Source organism: Arthrobacter sp. USHLN218, from assembly GCF_037144715.1.
GTDB lineage: Bacteria > Actinomycetota > Actinomycetes > Actinomycetales > Micrococcaceae > Crystallibacter.
Genome location: NZ_JBBCYT010000010.1, coordinates 1 through 16,747 on the forward strand (window position 1 = coordinate 1; position 16,747 = coordinate 16,747).

Annotated in this window: 15 protein-coding genes and 1 tRNA gene; 8 read left to right on the plus strand and 8 right to left on the minus strand. The window is 67.0% G+C overall.

Translation table 11 applies throughout. The features are described from left to right. Positions 1-216: 216 nt before the first annotated feature. Entirely contained in the window at positions 217-2,352 is a 2,136-nt protein-coding gene (locus WFH44_RS18900; protein ID WP_336715855.1) for a S9 family peptidase, read from the plus strand. Positions 2,353-2,362: 10 nt separating this feature from the next. Beyond that, complete coding sequence (locus WFH44_RS18905; protein ID WP_336715857.1) at positions 2,363-2,875, plus strand: amino-acid N-acetyltransferase; 513 nt, start codon at positions 2,363-2,365, stop codon at positions 2,873-2,875. Between the two features lie 107 nt (positions 2,876-2,982). Here WFH44_RS18905 and WFH44_RS18910 read toward each other — a convergent pair whose 3' ends face one another. After that, complete coding sequence (locus tag WFH44_RS18910; protein WP_336715858.1) at positions 2,983-3,504, minus strand: hypothetical protein; 522 nt, start codon at positions 3,502-3,504, stop codon at positions 2,983-2,985. A gap of 37 nt (positions 3,505-3,541) precedes the next feature. After that, a complete protein-coding gene (locus WFH44_RS18915; protein ID WP_336715859.1) occupies positions 3,542-4,510 on the minus strand; it encodes an A/G-specific adenine glycosylase in 969 nt (322 codons plus the stop codon). 89 nt (positions 4,511-4,599) lie between these two features. On the opposite strand from WFH44_RS18915, the gene WFH44_RS18920 reads away from it, so the two are divergent. Beyond that, a complete protein-coding gene (locus WFH44_RS18920) occupies positions 4,600-5,256 on the plus strand; it encodes a hypothetical protein (RefSeq protein WP_336715860.1) in 657 nt (218 codons plus the stop codon). 4 nt (positions 5,257-5,260) lie between these two features. Here the strand turns inward: WFH44_RS18920 and disA are convergent, their stop codons facing one another. From disA to WFH44_RS18935, 3 genes are all read right to left on the minus strand, one after another. Continuing rightward, on the minus strand, positions 5,261-6,334 hold the full coding sequence (disA, locus tag WFH44_RS18925) for a DNA integrity scanning diadenylate cyclase DisA (RefSeq protein ID WP_336715862.1): 1,074 nt from the start codon (positions 6,332-6,334) through the stop codon (positions 5,261-5,263). Positions 6,335-6,507: 173 nt separating this feature from the next. Then, on the minus strand, positions 6,508-7,935 hold the full coding sequence (radA, locus tag WFH44_RS18930; RefSeq protein ID WP_336715864.1) for a DNA repair protein RadA: 1,428 nt from the start codon (positions 7,933-7,935) through the stop codon (positions 6,508-6,510). Between the two features lie 31 nt (positions 7,936-7,966). Next, positions 7,967-9,094 carry an FUSC family protein gene (locus WFH44_RS18935; protein ID WP_336715866.1) on the minus strand — a complete coding sequence of 376 codons (1,128 nt, stop codon included), beginning with the start codon at positions 9,092-9,094 and terminating at the stop codon, positions 7,967-7,969. Between the two features lie 250 nt (positions 9,095-9,344). On the opposite strand from WFH44_RS18935, the gene pstS reads away from it, so the two are divergent. From pstS to pstB, 4 genes are all read left to right on the plus strand, one after another. Next, a complete protein-coding gene (gene pstS / locus WFH44_RS18940; RefSeq protein ID WP_336715867.1) occupies positions 9,345-10,460 on the plus strand; it encodes a phosphate ABC transporter substrate-binding protein PstS in 1,116 nt (371 codons plus the stop codon). Positions 10,461-10,614: 154 nt separating this feature from the next. Further along, positions 10,615-11,544 (plus strand): phosphate ABC transporter permease subunit PstC, encoded by a 930-nt coding sequence (gene pstC, locus WFH44_RS18945; protein WP_336715869.1) that lies wholly within the window; start codon positions 10,615-10,617, stop codon positions 11,542-11,544. Continuing rightward, positions 11,544-12,656, plus strand: coding sequence for a phosphate ABC transporter permease PstA (gene pstA, locus WFH44_RS18950; RefSeq protein WP_336715871.1), 1,113 nt, complete (start codon positions 11,544-11,546; stop codon positions 12,654-12,656). Before pstC ends, pstA begins: the two co-directional genes overlap by 1 nt. A 29-nt stretch (positions 12,657-12,685) precedes the next feature. Further along, complete coding sequence (pstB, locus tag WFH44_RS18955) at positions 12,686-13,465, plus strand: phosphate ABC transporter ATP-binding protein PstB (protein WP_336715872.1); 780 nt, start codon at positions 12,686-12,688, stop codon at positions 13,463-13,465. 178 nt (positions 13,466-13,643) lie between these two features. Here the strand turns inward: pstB and WFH44_RS18960 are convergent, their stop codons facing one another. From WFH44_RS18960 to WFH44_RS18970, 3 genes are all read right to left on the minus strand, one after another. Next, positions 13,644-14,657, minus strand: coding sequence for an inorganic phosphate transporter (locus WFH44_RS18960; RefSeq protein ID WP_336715874.1), 1,014 nt, complete (start codon positions 14,655-14,657; stop codon positions 13,644-13,646). Next, positions 14,658-15,221, minus strand: coding sequence for a DUF47 domain-containing protein (locus WFH44_RS18965; protein ID WP_336715876.1), 564 nt, complete (start codon positions 15,219-15,221; stop codon positions 14,658-14,660). It abuts the gene before it with no gap. A gap of 374 nt (positions 15,222-15,595) precedes the next feature. Beyond that, positions 15,596-16,243, minus strand: a complete 648-nt coding sequence (locus tag WFH44_RS18970; protein ID WP_336715878.1) for a hypothetical protein — start codon at positions 16,241-16,243, stop codon at positions 15,596-15,598. 132 nt (positions 16,244-16,375) lie between these two features. On the opposite strand from WFH44_RS18970, the gene WFH44_RS18975 reads away from it, so the two are divergent. Further along, positions 16,376-16,448 (plus strand) — tRNA-Lys (locus WFH44_RS18975). Positions 16,449-16,747 lie beyond the last annotated feature (299 nt).

Genomic DNA, 16,747 nt, shown 5'->3' on the forward strand with positions numbered 1-16,747 from the left:
CCGATGGTACTGCACCCGGGAGGGTGTGGGAGAGTAGGTCACCGCCGGACACAACCACCACGATGAGGGGCACCGCCAACGACGGCGGCGCCCCTCACCGCATTTAACCACATTGAACCGGTCCCGAGGCCTAGGTCGGGGCCGGTTCAATGTCTGTCCAGGGTCTACCGTCATGGGGTCTACCGCCTTGGCGGATCCTGCGCAATACTGTCCTCCATGACTTCTGAAACAACTCTTTCTGATCAGGGCGGGGAAGCCGGCGCTCCGGCCGCATCGGCGTCGACGCGGCCCCGGTCCTCGTTCCACGACCTGGACCACTACATCGCGCTGCCTCGGTTGAGCTCCTTGGCCCTGAGCCCGGATGGCAGCCGCCTCATCACGGCCGTCAGCGTGCTCAATGGCAAGTCGACCGAATACAGCACTGCGCTATGGGAGGTTGACCCCGCCGGAAGCAGGCCGGCCCGCCGAGTCACCCGCAGCGCGAAGGGGGAAGCCAGCCCTGCCTTCCTGCCCAGCGGGGACTTGCTCTTCACCTCTGCGCGTCCCGCTCCTGAATCCGAGGGCGACGAACCCGTCGCCGCGCTCTGGAAGCTTCCGGCTGGAGGGGGCGAGGCGCGGCAACTCGTGTCCCGCCCGGGTGGAATCAACTCGGTCCTGACGGCCCGTTCGGCGGAGGTCGCCGTGGTCAATGCCGATGTGCTGCCCGGCGCGGCAGACGAAGAGGACGAGGCGCGGCTCCGCAAGCTGCGCAAAGACAAGCAGATTTCTGCCATTCTGCACAGCGGCTACCCGGTGCGGTTCTGGGACCACGACCTAGGCCCGGGCAGTCCGAGCCAGTTCGTGCTGGAGCAGCGGGAGATGGAGCCGGTCCTGCCAACCACAGTAGAGGCCGAGGGCGAATATTCTCTGCGCGGCATCACACCGGGGGCGGGGGCACAGCTTGTCGAGTCCACCGCCGCGCTCAGTCCCGACGGGCGTACGCTGCTCACCAGCTGGCGCGAGCCGCTCGCCAAGGGCGACATGCGGGAGGCCCTCGCCGCGGTCGACACCGCCGGCGGCGGAGTCCGTGTGCTGCTGTCCTCGGAGGACGTTGACTACCGCCCCGGACCGGTCAGCCCGGACGGGCGCACCGTCGTCGTTGCTTGCGAGAAGGTCTCCGGCCCGCAGGCGATCCCGGACACCACGCTTGGCCTGCTGCCGCTCGGGGGCGGCGACCTGCTTCCCCTGGCGGCTGGCTGGGACCGCTGGCCCGAGCCCGCTCAGTGGCTGCCGGACGCCTCGGCCCTGCTGGTGACCGCGGACGAGGACGGCGCCCGGCCGCTGTTCCTGATCGACGCGGGAACCGGTAGCGTACGCCGGGTGACTGCGGATGCCGCCGCCTACACGGACGTCGTCGTCAGCCCCGACGGCCTGTACGCGTATGCCCTGCGCAGCAGCTACCTTTTCCCGCCGGAACCGGTGCGGATCGAGCTGGCGACCGGCGTCACCACGGTGCTCCCCGGTCCTGCGCTGCGACCGCAGCTGCCCGGCCGGCTCGAGGAGATCGAAACAACGACGGCGGAGGGCGGCCTGTCCGTGCGGGTCCGGGGCTGGCTGGTACTGCCGGAGGGGGCGTCGGAAGAGAATCCGGCCCCGCTGCTGCTGTGGATCCACGGCGGCCCATTGCACTCGTGGAACGCGTGGTCGTGGCGGTGGTGTCCCTGGCTGCTGGCGGCCCAGGGCTATGCGGTGCTGCTTCCGGACCCGGCGCTTTCCACCGGTTACGGAAAGGACTTTATCCGCCGCGGCTGGGGCCAGTGGGGCCAGGCGCCCTTCACGGACCTCATGTCGCTGACCGACGAGGCCGTGGGCCGCCCGGACATCGACCAGGACCGAACGGCGGCTCTGGGCGGATCCTTCGGCGGGTACATGGCGAACTGGGTTGCCGGGCACACCGACCGGTTCCGGGCGATCGTCACGCACGCTAGCCTCTGGGCGCTGGACCAGTTCGGCCCCACGACCGACGCCTCGTTCTACTGGGAGAAGGAGATGACGCCGGAGATGGCGTTGGAGAATTCTCCGCACTTGCACGTGGGGAAGATCTCCACGCCGATGCTGGTGGTCCACGGGGACAAGGATTACCGGGTGCCGATCGGGGAGGGGCTGCGCCTTTGGTACGAGCTGCTCTCGAAGTCGGCGCTGCCGCAGCGCGAGGACGGCACGACGGACCACCGGTTCCTGTATTTCCCGGACGAGAACCACTGGGTGCTCAAGCCGCAGCACGTGAAGGTCTGGTACCAGGTAGTGCAGGAATTCCTGGCCCGCCATGTCCTTGAGGGCGAGGCCGAACTGCCGGCAGAGTTGGGCCTCTAGACTGGAACCCATGACTGCAGCCTTTACGATCCGCCCGGCACGTACCATCGACGTCGCTCCCATCCGGCGTCTGGTCAAGCCGCTGGCGGATCAAAGGGTGCTGGTGGAAAAGGAGGCCGTCGCCTACTTCGAAAGCATCCAGGAGTTCAAGGTCGCCGAGGACCCGGACGGCACCCTGATCGGCTGCGGCGCGCTGCATGTCATGTGGGAGGACATCGCCGAGGTGCGCACGCTGGCGTCTTCGCCGGACTGGCGCGGCCAGGGTGTCGGCGGGGCGCTGCTGAATGTGCTGCTGGCGCAGGCCGAGGAGCTGGGTGTGAGCCGGGTTTTCTGCCTGACGTTCGAGGTGGACTTCTTCAAGCGGCACGGGTTCGAGGTGATGGCAGACCAGTCCGCGGTGGATCCGGAGGTCTACGCGGAGCTGCTGCGGTCGCCTGACGAGGGTGTGGCCGAGTTCCTGGACCTGGCACGGGTCAAGCCGAACACCTTGGGCAACACCCGGATGATCCGCAGCCTGAGGTAGGCGGCGGTGCGTCCGGCGGGAGAGCCGGATCGCGGCGGGACCGGCCAAGGTCACTAGGGGGCGGGCGGCCGTGGTCCGAAGCCGGGTTGGGTGCTGACGGCCGTGGTCTAGAGTCGGGACGGGTGCAGGCCGGCGCGGTCCAGCGTCAGGCCGAGCTGAGGCGCGGCGCCGGGGCACCGCTCGCCGTTGGGATAAACCGTTCGGGTTACCGTCTCCAGCGGTCGGGTTTCGGTTTGGGTGCCGTCCTGGTGGGTGATCGTGGCGGTGGCTTGGACCGGGCCCTCGGGCAACAGCGGGACCGGTGCAAATCCCGTGAGCGTTCCGTTCGGTGTCGAGGTTGCCGAGCAGCTGCCTTCCGGGGCCGCGGCATCGCAGCCCAAGTCCACGGTGTCATGGCCGGGGGAAAGGTCGACGGCGGACCGCCGGCAGGCGTCTTCCCAGCAGATTTCGACTGTTGCCGCCTTGACCTCCGGGGCAAAATCCCGGGCGACGGTGAGCGAAACGCCGGGAGCGGCGCCGATCTCGGTGCAGGCGCGGCCGCCGGATCCCAGTGAAGCACCGCAGGCGGTGACGGCCACCAGCAAGGCGGGCGCCGCCGTCGTTAGTATGGCCGGATATTTCAGCCCCATACGTGCAGCGTAGGGGCCGCCTGCGTCGAAGCCAAGGTTACGCCGGCAGGCGGACACCGGCCGGTACGGCTTCGGCCAGTCCATCCGCCAGGAGGCCGTCGAGGGAGCGCACCAGCTGCTCGTCGCTGGCACCAAGGGCCTGCAGTTTGCCGAGTTCGACGGCGTAATCCGTCCCGTTGTGCACCAGGTCCACGGTGCCCAGCAGCAGGTGGCGGGGCACGGGGCCGTCGGCCCGGCGGAGCACGGCCATCATCGCGCCGCGGACCTGGCGGTCGGTGCCGGCCCAGGCCTGGCCTTTCGGCACGTAGTGCGGTTCCGGCCTGCCGGCCGCGATCCAGGCGCACCGGTCAAGCAGCGGGCATTCGCTGCAGCGGGGCGAGCGCGCGGTGCAGACCAGGGCGCCCAGCTCCATCACGCCGGCATTCCAGCGTTTCGTGTCCTCGGCGGGCATCAGGGCCTCTGCCAGCTTGTACTCCGCGGCGGTCAGGGCGGGCGAGGGCAGGGCGTTGCCTGTGACCGCCCGCGCATGGACGCGCCGGATGTTGGTGTCGACCACGGTCTCCGGCAGTTCGAAAGCGAACGAGGCGATCGCCGCCGCCGTGTAGGTGCCGACGCCGGGCAGGGCCAGCAGTTCCTCCCTGCCGGCAGGCACTGCGCCCCCGTGCCGCTCGACGATGGCCGTCGCCGCCGCGTGCAGCCGCAGCGCCCGCCGCGGGTAGCCGAGGCGGCCCCACGCGCGCAGGGCCTCGCCGCTTGGCTCCGCGGCCAGCGCGGCAGGTTCCGGCCAGCGCCGCAGCCACTCTTCCCAGACCGGCAGCACGCGCACGACGGGCGTCTGCTGGAGCATGAACTCGCTGACCATGATGCCCCAGGCGCTGCAGCCCGGGTCGCGCCACGGCAGGGTGCGCGCGTTCTCGTCGAACCAGCGCCCGATAAGTCCATGCAGCGGCGCGGCGTCGGCGTTGGACGCATCGGCAGCGGCTCGGGCGGCGGTTGGGGTAGGCATCGAAGCTCCTTGTCTATGAACACAAATACTGTACTGTTCCCGGCGTGGTGCTGCCGCGCCTCGAGGCCAACTGTCTCTAGCCTTAAAGCATGGCGGCGAATGGTACCGGAGCAGCGCGGGGCGGGGCTTCCAGCGCCGTACCGCCGAACCGGCGCAGGCCCAGTCCGGCCGTCTACCGGCGGCGCCGTCTGGCTGTCCTGACGCTGGCACTTGTGCTCGTGGCAATGCTGGTGCTGGCCGGCTGGTGGATTGCCGGGCTCTTCGGCCAGGACAAGCCGAAGGCGGAGGGCTCGGCGCCGCTGCCCGTGGCGCCAGCCGCGTCCCCGTCCGGATCGCCGTCCGCGGAGCCGGCTGCGGCCGGGACCTGCGGCGAATCCGATATTTCCGTTTCCGCCGCCACGGACGCACCTTCATATGCGGCAGGCGAGGATCCGATGCTGATCCTGGAAGTGGAGAACAGCGGGAAATCTGACTGCGAGGTCGACGTCGGTACGGAAGCCATGGAGTTCGTCGTCACCAGTGGCGAGGACCGCATATTTTCTTCGAAGGACTGCGCGGTGGAGACCGGGGAGCTGATGCGGACCATTGCGCCGGGGGAAAGCGAGCGGGCGCAGTTCACCTGGGAGCGGCAGCGCAGCGCTCCGGGATGTACCGCGGTGAACGCCAATCCGCAGCCGGGCACCTACGTGCTGACGACCAGGCTGGGCTCGCACAAGAGCGAAAAGGTCATCTTCGACCTGCAGTAGCCGGCTACATAAAGCGGTCGAGCAGGCTGGTTTCGGCGATCCGGGAGAGGCCCTCGCGGATCAGCCGGGCACGCTGTTCGCCGATGCCGTCCACGGCCATCAGATCATCGATGTTGGCTGCCATCAGGTTCTGCAGGCCGCCGAAGTGGTCCACGAGCCGGTCTGCGACAGCGCGCGGAACGGACTTTACTGCCGAGAGCAGCCGGTAGCCCCGCGGCTGCACGACGGCTTCGAGAGAGTCGGTGCCGGGCTGGATGCCGAGCACGCTGGCAATCCGCCCGAGGTCGATCAAGTCCGTGGAGCTGAAGTTCTGCAGCCTTTCCAATGCTGCCTCGACATCGATACCGCCCTTGACGCCCGAGTAGTCGCGCAAAATCATTCCGCTGTCCGGGCCGAGCCCCGATGTCAGCTCGTCCAGCTGCAGCGAGAGGAGCCGCCCGTCGACTCCGAGTTCCAGCACGTACTGTGAGATCTCTTCGGAGATACGGCGGACCATTTCCTGGCGCTGGAGCGTCACCGCGACGTCGCGCAGGGTGACCATCGCCTCGATTTCCAGGGCGGAGAGGGAGTTCGTGACTTGGTCCAGCCGGGCCCGATACCGTTCCAGCGTGGCGAGGGCCTGGTTGGCCCGGGCCAGCACCGGCTCGGAACCTTCGAGCACGTGGCGGATGCCGTCCACGTAGAGCGCGATGATCTGCATGGACTGGCTGACGGAAATCACCGGAAGGCCGGTCTGGATGGCGACACGTTCGGCGGTGCGGTGGCGTGTGCCCGACTCCTGGGTGGGGATCGAGGGATCAGGCACGAGCTGGACGGCCGCCGTGTAGATTGTGGCCGCGTCTTTGTCGCAGACAATCGCCCCGTCCATCTTGGCCAGCTCGCGAAGCCGGGTCGGAGAGAACTCGATGCCGATATCGAAGCCGCCGCTGCTGATGGCCTCGACCTGCTTGTCGTTGCCGAGCACAATCAGGGCGCCGGTTCGCCCGCGCAGAATCCGTTCCAGGCCGTCCCGCAGCGCGGTTCCCGGGGCAACCCGGGCCAAGGTCGCCTTGAGGGCATCCTCGGAACTCTTAACCATCGAGCATTCCTTCGGTCAGTCGTACACAGTGCAGTCGGGTGGAACGGTTGGGTAGGAGACTGCCTGTGGGGTGAACAGCCGCTAGGCACCATAATAGGGCGCACAACGGTGGCGCGCTGTTTCGGCCCTGTCTTCAACCCGCGCAATGGCAGGCTGAGGCCCTGGCCGGACGGCTACTCGGCCGCGCGGCTGGCAGTCGGCAGGCGCGTGATGTTGGACGCCGCGGCGCCGTTGCCGAAGAGCAGATCCAGGGCTTCGGCGACCGTCTGTACCTCCTTGATCCTGAAACCGTCCGGCAGCTTGCCCGCTCCGCCATGGGAGGCCGGCACCACGGCGTGGGTAAACCCGAGCCTGCCCGCTTCCTGGATCCGGCGGCCAATACCGGGCACCGGACGGACTTCCCCGGCAAGGCCGATCTCGCCGAAGGCGATCAGGCCCTTGGGCAGCGGCTTGTTGCTCTTGGCCGAGGCGATGGCCAGTGCCGTGGCCAGGTCCGTGGCCGGCTCGGTCAGCTTGACACCGCCCACCGTTGCCACGTAGCTGTCATCCCGGTGCAGCGACATTGCCGCGCGCCGCTGCAGCACGGCCATCATCATGGCCACCCGCGACGAGTCCAGCCCGCTGGTTGTGCGGCGCGGCTGGGAGTTGGCCGTCTCCGCCAGCAGTGCCTGGACCTCGGCGACCAGCGGGCGCCGGCCCTCCAAGGCGACCGTGATGCAGGTGCCGGAGACCGGCTCGGAGACCATCGAGAGGAAGAGCCCGCTGGGATCCGCCAGGCTCTCGATGCCTTCCTCGGTCAGGTCGAAGCAACCCACCTCATCCGTGGGCCCGTACCGGTTCTTCACCGCGCGCAGCAGGCGGAGCCGCGAATGCCGGTCCCCCTCGAACTGGCACACGACGTCCACCAGGTGTTCAAGCAGGCGGGGTCCGGCGATCGAGCCATCCTTGGTGACGTGGCCGACCAGGATCGTGGTCATCCCGCGGCTCTTCGCGGCGTTAATCAGCGACGCCGCCACCTCGCGGACCTGAGTGACGCCTCCGGCCGCACCTTCCACCTCGGAACTGGCCAGCGTCTGGACGGAGTCCACGATGAGCAGCGAGGGCTCCACCCGCTCGATCTGGCCGAGGGCAATACCGAGGTCCGTCTCGGCGGTCAGGTACAGCCCGTCCGCAACGGCACCGATCCGTTCGGCCCGCAGTTTCACCTGGGCGGCGGATTCCTCACCGGTCACGTAGAGGACGTCCCGGGCGGATCCGGCAACGCGCGCGGCCACGTCCAGCAGCAGCGTGGACTTGCCCACGCCCGGCTCCCCGGCCAGCAGGATGACGGCGCCCGGAACCAGCCCGCCGCCCAGCACCCGGTCCAGTTCGCCCACGCCGGTGGCCCTGAAGGCTGCCGCCGAGGCGTCCACATCGCTGATCTGCTGGGCCGGCTTGGCCACCGTCGCCGCTGCCGTAGTGCGGGCCGTGACCTGGCCCGCTTCTTCGACCGTCCCCCAGGACTGGCATTCGCCGCAGCGTCCCACCCACTTCGCGGTGGTCCAGCCGCATTCGGCGCAGCGGTAGCCGGGGGCCTTGGTGCGGCCGGTCTTCGAACTCATGGGATTCAGGCTAACGGAGCCCTCTGACAATTCAGAGCCGGGGCAGGGCGGCGGCGGCGTCATCGTGGGACAGCCCGGCCGCTTCGAGCAGGTCCACCATCAGCGGCCGGAACACCACGACCAGCGCCTCGCCCTCCATCGTCTTTACGCCCAGGTCCTTGGGGTGCAGCCGGCTCGCGATCGACGCCAATTCGTCCCGCGCGTTCTCCAGCCGCCGTTCGCGGGCACGGCTGTCCGTATCCGAGAGCCCCGTAGCGAGGATCTCCACCGCCTCCGCCGCATCCTGCAGCACCTCGGACAGGTTGGCGATCGCCTCGTCGCTCATGGCCGCGTGGTTGATCGCCGAGGTGAGCCGGCGGGAGAACACCCGGCTGTTCCGCATGGCGAGGTCGGTCATCTCGGCTGCATGCTGCAGGTCCACGACCTCGGCGCGATGGCGCCGGTAGGCAGGGGAGATCCGTGCCACTTCATGGGCGCCGCCAAAAGTGGAACGCACTTCGTCGACAAGCTTCTGGGTGCCGCGGGCGCGGACCAGCGCGTGCCAGGCGACGGTCGAATCGCTCTTGCCCAGCGCGTCCGAGCACTCGCGCAGGACGGCTGCCAGCTCGCCCAGCAGCCGCTGCAGCTTGGTGCGCGGTTCGGAGCGCGGATCCCCGGGAATGAGCATGGTGGCGATCAGCGCCATCGACCCGCCGACGATCGCATCGAGGCTGCGCGTGAACGGCCCGCCCGCCGGCGCAGGCAGCAGCACCACCAGCACCGACTGCAGCGCCAGCTGGGTGGAGAAAATGGTTCCGCTGTCCAGGAAGCGGGCCAGCAGGACGGAGATCAGGAGTACGACGGCGGCCTGCCAGATTCCTGCCCCGACGAAATGCAGGAGCAAATCGCCTACCGCAATTCCGAGCGTGCAGCCGATCGCTACTTCCATCACCTTGCGGAATCGGGGACCGGCAGAGAATCCGAGGGCGACCACGGCCGAGGTGGCGGCAAACAGCGGACCCTGGTGGCCTAGAACCCGCTCGGCGATCACATATGCTGTGACGGCGCAGACGGTAATCCGCACGGCGGGGAGGAAAGAGGCCCGGCTGCGCCGGAAGCCCGTCCGGGCCCGGTTGCGGATAAAAGTACTGGCTTTCGTGACAGGGGTGCCGGTACTCATGGGACAAGTCTAGGTTGTCGACATTCCGCCCTTGGCCACGGTGCGCGGCGGGCCTTTAGTATGAGTCGCTTCACAAAACAACTCCTCTTGGGGACTTGTTGCCAGAAGGCCTCCCGTTGTTCACCTTCCGTTCATTTTCGACCGTCAATCTCTTTACCTGTGGCGCATAGCGTCGAGGGGAACGAAACGGCACGGCTCCAGCCGCGCCCTCGTCCAATCTCGTTTGCCAACCTGAAAAGGACACAAGATAGTGAAGGCTTTCCGTGTCGGCCGTGCGGCCGCCGTTCTTTCCGTAGCAGCCCTTGCCCTGACTGCCTGCGGTTCCGACAACGCCACTGGCGGAGCCGAGCAGCCGGCCGGCAGCGCTTCCGCAGGTGCAGGCGTTTCCGGCACCCTCTCGGGCGTTGGCGCTTCCTCCCAGGATGCTGCGATGCAGGCCTGGATCGCCGGCTTCGCTGAGCAGAACTCCGGCGCCAACGTGCAGTACTCCCCGGACGGCTCCGGCGCCGGCCGCAAGGCCCTGCTGGGCGGCGGCGCTCAGTTCGCCGGCTCCGATGCCCACCTCGATGACGAAGAGTTCGAGCAGGCAAAGGAGGTCTGCGGCCCCGAGGGTGCCATCGACATCCCGGTCTACGTGTCCCCGATTGCCATCGCCTTCAACCTCGAGGGCGTGAAGGAAATCAACATGGACGCGGACACCATCGCCAAGGTCTTCCGCGGCGAGATCAGCAAGTGGAACGACGAGGCGATTGCCAAGCAGAACGAGGGCGTCACCCTGCCGGACACCGCGATCACCGTGGTCAACCGTTCGGACGAGTCCGGCACCACCGAGAACTTCACCGAGTACCTGAGCGCGGTGGCTCCGAAGGTCTGGACCGACGAGCCCGACCAGGCATGGCCTTCTTCGCTCTCCGGCGAGAACGCCCAGGGCACCTCAGGCGTCGTCTCCCAGGCCAGCAAGACCGACGGCGCGATCACCTACGCGGACGCGTCCGCCGTAGGTGAGCTCGGCACCGTCAAGGTCAAGGTCGGCGACGAGTACGTAGCGCACAGCCCCGAGGCCGCCGCGAAGGCTGTCGACCAGGCCACCCCGGTCGAGGGCCGCGACAACGGGGACGTGTCCCTGGACCTCAAGCGCGATACCCAGGAAGCCGGGGCCTACCCGGTAGTGCTGGTTTCGTACCACATCTACTGCACCAGCTACAAGGACCAGTCCACCGCGGACCTGGTCAAGGCGTTCGGTAGCTACGTGATCAGCGAGGACGGCCAGAAGGCCGGCCAGGAGGCCGCAGGCAACGCCCCGATCTCCGACTCGCTGCGCGAGAAGGCGCAGCAGGCCATCGACACCATCAAGGTGGCCTCGTAGTATTCGCACCACAGGGGAGCCCCGCCGTCGGAATTATTGACGTGCGGGGCCTCCTCGTGTCAGGGAGATGGCGTTGCCCCGGCATCCAAAACAGTGAAGACTGGCAGAGCGATTTTGGCCAGAAGCAAGAACAAGGAGTCCGAAGGGTTTTGAAGTGTCCAACACGTTGACCGCGAGCGGCAGCAGAGGCCGAACGGGAGACCGCGTTTTCTCCGGCGTGGCCCTATTCGCCGGCTGCCTCATCCTCTTTGTCCTGTTCTGCGTCGCACTGTTCCTGGTGTGGCAGGCGCTGCCCACGTTCTCGGCCGACCCGGCCGATATCACGGGCGGCGAAGGGTTCTGGCAGTACATCTGGCCCATTGTCATCGGCACGCTGATCGCGGCCGCGATCGCGCTGGTGATCGCCACCCCCATCGGCGTCGCCGTCGCCTTGTTCATCTCGCACTATGCGCCGCGCAGGCTCTCCCAGGGCCTCGGCTACGTCATCGACCTGCTGGCCGCGATTCCCTCCGTGGTCTACGGCGCGTGGGGCATGACCGTGCTGGCGCCGGCGCTGGTTCCCACGTACGACTGGCTTGCCGAGAACGCAGGCTGGATTCCGATCTTCGCAGGTCCGGCCAGCCAGACCGGCAAGACCATGCTGACCGCCGGCATCGTGCTTTCCGTGATGATCCTGCCGATCATCACCTCGCTCAGCCGCGAGATCTTCCTGCAGACTCCCAAGCTGCATGAAGAGGCCGCGCTGGCCATGGGCGCCACGCGCTGGGAAATGATCCGGATGGCGGTCTTCCCGTTCGCCCGGGCAGGCGTCATCAGCGCCGTCATGCTCGGCCTCGGCCGCGCCCTTGGCGAGACGATGGCCGTGGCCATGGTGCTCTCGGGCGGCGCGCTGATGGCCAGCCTGATCAAGAGCGGCAACCAGACCATCGCCGCTGAAATCGCGCTGAACTTTCCGGAGGCCTTCGGCCTTCGCCTCGCGGAACTCATCGCCGCCGGCCTGGTGCTGTTCGTCATCACCCTGGCCGTGAACATGATCGCCCGCTGGATCGTCAGCCGCCACAAAGAATTCTCGGGGGCAAACTAATGTCGCAGACCACTTCCACCAAGCCGCCGGTGCGCAAGAGGACCCTGACCAAGAACCGGCTGCCGGCATGGACCCCCTGGGCCGTGCTGGTCGGATCCCTCGTCGTTGGTGCCGCGCTGTCCTCCCTCGTCGGCTTCCACGTCGCCACCTGGGCGCTGTTCTCTGCAGCCACCTTCGTGATCGGCCTGTACATCGTGACGCTGTCCGTCGAAGGCGGCCGCAGGGCGTCGGACCGCCTCGCCACGAGCCTCATTGCCGGCGCCTTCATCATTGCCGTGCTGCCGCTGATCTCGGTCATCTGGACCGTCCTCGAGAAGGGCCTCCCGGGCCTCACCTACAACTTCCTGTTCACCTCCATGAACGGCATGTCCGGCGTAGTGGACAATGAGACCGTCGCCAACGGGACCAGCGTCCTCGGCGGCGCCTACCACGCCATCGTCGGCACCCTCCTGATTACCTTCTGGGCGACCCTGATTTCGGTTCCCGTGGGCCTGCTGACCGCCGTGTACCTGGTCGAATACAGCAAGGGCGGCTCGTTGTCCCGGGGCATCACGTTCTTCGTGGACGTCATGACCGGCATCCCCTCCATCGTGGCCGGCCTGTTCGCCGCGGCCTTCTTCGGCCTGATCTTCGGGCCGTCCACCAGGACGGGCTTCGTTGCCGCGGTGGCGCTGTCCGTGCTGATGATTCCCGTGGTCGTCCGTTCAACGGAGGAAATGCTCAAGATCGTCCCCAACGAGCTGCGCGAGGCGTCCTATGCCCTCGGCGTGCGTAAGTGGCGGACCATCCTGAAAGTTGTCGTTCCGACGGCGATCTCCGGTATCGCCTCGGGTGTCACCCTGGCCATCGCCCGTGTCATCGGCGAAACCGCCCCGCTGCTGGTGACCGCCGGTTACGTCAACAGCATCAACTGGAACGTTTTCGGTGGCTGGATGACGACGCTGCCGACCTTCATCTACCGCCAGTTGATGAACCCGACCTCGCCCACGAACGTGGAACCCAGCCTGCAGCGTGCCTGGGCGGCCGCCTTGCTGCTGATCATCATCGTGATGCTGCTGAACCTGGCGGCACGGCTGATCGCCCGCATCTTCGCCCCCAAAACCGGCCGCTAAGCCGTCGAAGAACTTAGAGAAGGAATTTCATGTCCAAGCGCATCGACGTCAATGATCTGAACGTCTATTACGGAAACTTCCTGGCCGTGGAAGGCGTCAACATCAACATTGACGCCAAGTCTGTCACGGCCTTCATCGGCCCGTCGGGCTGCGGCAAGTCCACCTTCCTGCGCACCCTGAACCGTATGCACGAAGTCCTGCCCGGCGCCCGCGTCGAGGGCGAGGTCCTGCTGGACGGCGAAGACCTGTACGGGTCCGGCGTCGATCCGGTTACGGTCCGCAGCCAGATCGGCATGGTCTTCCAGCGGCCGAACCCGTTCCCCACCATGTCCATCCGCGACAACGTGCTCGCCGGCGTCAAGCTGAACAACAAGCGGATCAGCAAGTCGGACGCCGACGCCCTGGTCGAGAAGTCGCTCTCCGGCGCCAACCTGTGGAACGAGGTCAAGGACCGCCTGGACAAGCCGGGCTCGGGCCTCTCCGGCGGCCAGCAGCAGCGCCTCTGCATTGCCCGGGCGATTGCAGTCGCGCCCCAGGTGATCCTCATGGACGAGCCCTGCTCCGCGCTGGACCCGATCTCCACCCTGGCCATCGAGGACCTCATCGAGGAGCTCAAGACGGAGTACACCGTGGTGATCGTGACCCACAACATGCAGCAGGCCGCGCGCGTGTCGGACAGGACGGCGTTCTTCAACATCGCCGGCACCGGCAAGCCCGGGAAGCTGATCGAGTACAACGACACGACCGCGATCTTCAACAACCCGGCCGAGAAGGCCACCGAAGACTACGTCTCCGGCCGCTTCGGATAACGTGCAGGACGGGCCCTTTCGTGTCGGCTGCGCCGCCACGTAGGGACCCGGCCGTCCTGCACTTACTGACCAGGGCGGGCCCTTTCGTGTCGGCTGCGCCGCCACGTTGGGACCCGGCTGTCCTGCACTTACCAGCCTGTAACGGGCCCGGTGGCACCGCCGCCGGGCCCGTTGCCGGTTACAGGACCGGATCGATGGCCAGGTAAAAGACGGCGCCGAGCAGGGCGCTGGCAAAGGCCGTGAGCGCCCAGACCAGCAGTACCCGCAGTGCAACCCGCCAGCGCACCGCCGCGAACCGCTGGTTCGATCCAGCGCCGACGATTGCCGAGGCCATCGTGTGCGTGCTGGAAAGCGGCATGTGCAGCCCAAGGGCACCGACGAAGAGCATCAGCGAACTGACGCCCTGGGCAATGGCGCCCCGCAGCGGATCGATCCGGACCAACCGGTAGCCCAAGGTGTGGGTAATCCGCCAGCCGCCGAACAATGTACCCACCGCCAGGAGCGTTGCTACGAACAGGTGCGCCGCCACGGGAAGGTATGCGCTGCCGCCAGCGAGGCCGACGGCGCCGAAGGCCAGCAACACTACGACAATGGCGCGCTGGCCGTTCTGGAGCCCGTGCCCCAAGGAGAACACGCCGGCCAGGACGGCCTGGGTGATGCGGTTGCTTCGGTTCGCCTCGCTTGGGGTGGTGTAGCGCGAGATCCACGTAGCCGGGTAGACCAGGACGTAAGCGGCAGCATAAGCGATCAGGGGAGACAGCAGGAGCGGAATGCCCAGCTGTCCCCAAAGGTATCCGTCCGGCGCGGTTACGTTGGGCCGGCTCAAGAGTGTTGCGGCAAGGTCCGCCCCAACGAGCCCCCCGAGGAGTGCGTGCGTCGACGACGACGGCATCCGCAGCCACCAGGTGTAGATGCCCCAGCCGCAGGCCGCCAGCAGGCCGCTCAGGAGGAGGCCCAGGCCAGCTGCCCCGGTGGGGACGTTGAAGGCTCTCTCTACGATGAGCAGGGCCAGCGCGCCCGAAATCAGGACGCCGACAAAGTTGAAGACGGCGGCAAGGACGACGGCGATATGGGGTAGGAGGGCACGGGTGCGGACCGCCGTGGCTACTGAATTCGAAACGTCGTGGAAGCCGTTGATGAAGGCGTAACAGCCGGAGACAGCAATGACCGCCCCGAAGAGCAGCAGCTCCACCTATGATTCCTTGACCAGGATCTGGCCCACTTGGTTCGAAGCGCGGCGCAGGTCCCGGGCAGCGGCGACGAGCTGCTCCGCGACGTCGCGGTGCATCGAATAGGTGGCCGGCTTGAGGCCCCTTATGTCCTCGGCAATCCAGGACCTGTGGGTCCGTTCGGCACGCTTGGCCGATTGCAGAATCTCCATGCAGTATTCATCCAGGTCCTCCAGCGACCCCAGACGGCGCATCGCGCCTACCGTGAGGTCCGACATCTGTCCGATGATCTCGAGCTGCTCGGAGGCCCGGGCGGAAAGCCGCTTGACCTCATTGAGGGCCATAAACTCGGCGGCACCATCGAGGTGTCCGAACGCGTCGACGAGGGCGCGGGAGATCTGGTAGAGGTCCTCGCGGGGCAGCGGCGTGATGAAGCTCGTGCGCACATGGGTGAGCAGCGCGAAATGCAGTTCGAAAATGCGCGCATCCTTACGGTGCAGGTCCTCTGCCAACTGCTCGTACTGGCCCGCAGGTGCTCCCAGGCATTCGGAAAGTGTAGTGACGCCGTCGCGGAACAGGGCCGCCATGTCGGCCAGCATTTCAAGGCTTTTGTTCTCTTTCGGGAAGAGACTGAGCTTCACTGTTTCACCGGGGTCTCAAGCTGGAGGGGACGATGCAGCGGACAGGGGAAAGTCCGCACAGCTAAGCCTAGCGTCTGCAGGAGAACAAGAATAATGGTGCCGAACTGGGAGCGCCTCTCGGCGGATGGCCGCTCGAAGCGGCTAAAAGTTGGAGCCCGGGGCTGCCACAGTTCGACACCACCTTCAGTTTTCTACGCCCGGACAGTGATGTCAACCGCGGTTGAATGTCTGGAAAAAGTTCGCCGAACCGGGTAGAAAACGTTCCATCGCAGGGCTAACATGCCCCGCGCCGCGGGGCATGTTCCGGCTCCCGGAGCCGTTCAGTCCAGCTCTCCGCGGCGCCATGCGGCGGCCGCGGCCTCCAGGTCCTCGGCGGTTTTGACCAGCCGGTGGGAGCTTTGGGTCAGTTTGCTGGCGTGGTGCTCGTTCGACGCGTCTGCGGCGTCCGCGTGATGAGTCTGGCCGAGGGCCACGACACGGCAGAAGGCCGCGGAGCGGTCGAGTGCGACGTCGAAATCGCCATCGAATGCGCCGGAGAGGATGGTGTCAGCCATCTTGGTCACTTCGTCTGCTCCAGGGGGCTCGGCAACTCCGGCCACTGCCTTGGAGACTTCGGCGACGTCCTTGCCGGCTTTGAAAAAGGCCGCCATCCGTTCAGGGTTCTGCCGGGTGGCGGTACGCAGGGCGTAGAGCCGCCAGAGGGCTCCCGGCAACGACCGGGCCGGGCTCTCCGCCCACATCTCGGCGATCGCGTCCAGGCCCTGCCGGTCCGCGAGCTTGACCAGACGCTCCGTCACCTCGGGATCGGTCGACTGGCGCCCGTGGCGAACCAGCGCCTGAGCCGCGAGATGGGCCGCTTCCGAAACGCGGGCGGGGTCTGCGCCGCCGGTGAATCCTTCGAAGTCCAGCGGGGCAAACGGCTTAGGCTTGTGCGGCCTCGGGGCTTCATTTCCGCTGTTGGGGCTCATGCCTTGACCATACTCCTGCCCTCTGGTGCGGTCGAGGGGATTGGGGCGGTTCAGGATCGGCGCGGGCTTACGATAAACTGGTGCACGGCCGTAAGCGGGTGCGCTTTCCAGCGCGCTTTTTTGCCGGCCGGCGGGCCTTTAGCTCAGTTGGTAGAGCATCGGACTTTTAATCCGCGGGTCGCGGGTTCGATCCCCGCAGGGCCCACCTCGAGCGCCATCACCGGACACCGTCCCGGTGGTGGCGCTTTCGCGTGTCCGGGGCCGCAGGCGGGGGCCGTCACACGGCAAATGTAACGAAACGGTAACGATGGTTTCGCCGACGATTTCCGGCGTCGTCATTTCCCCGATGGCCAGACAGGCCAAGGGTAAAACCGGAATGGGCCGATCCCGCATAAGCCGCCCGGGCGGCCTCGAAAGCTGTCAAATCCGGGGTTCTCAGCTTGATTACGATTCGATTCCCGATACGGTCGAATAGATGGTTCACGAACTCGCAGAAAACCTGAC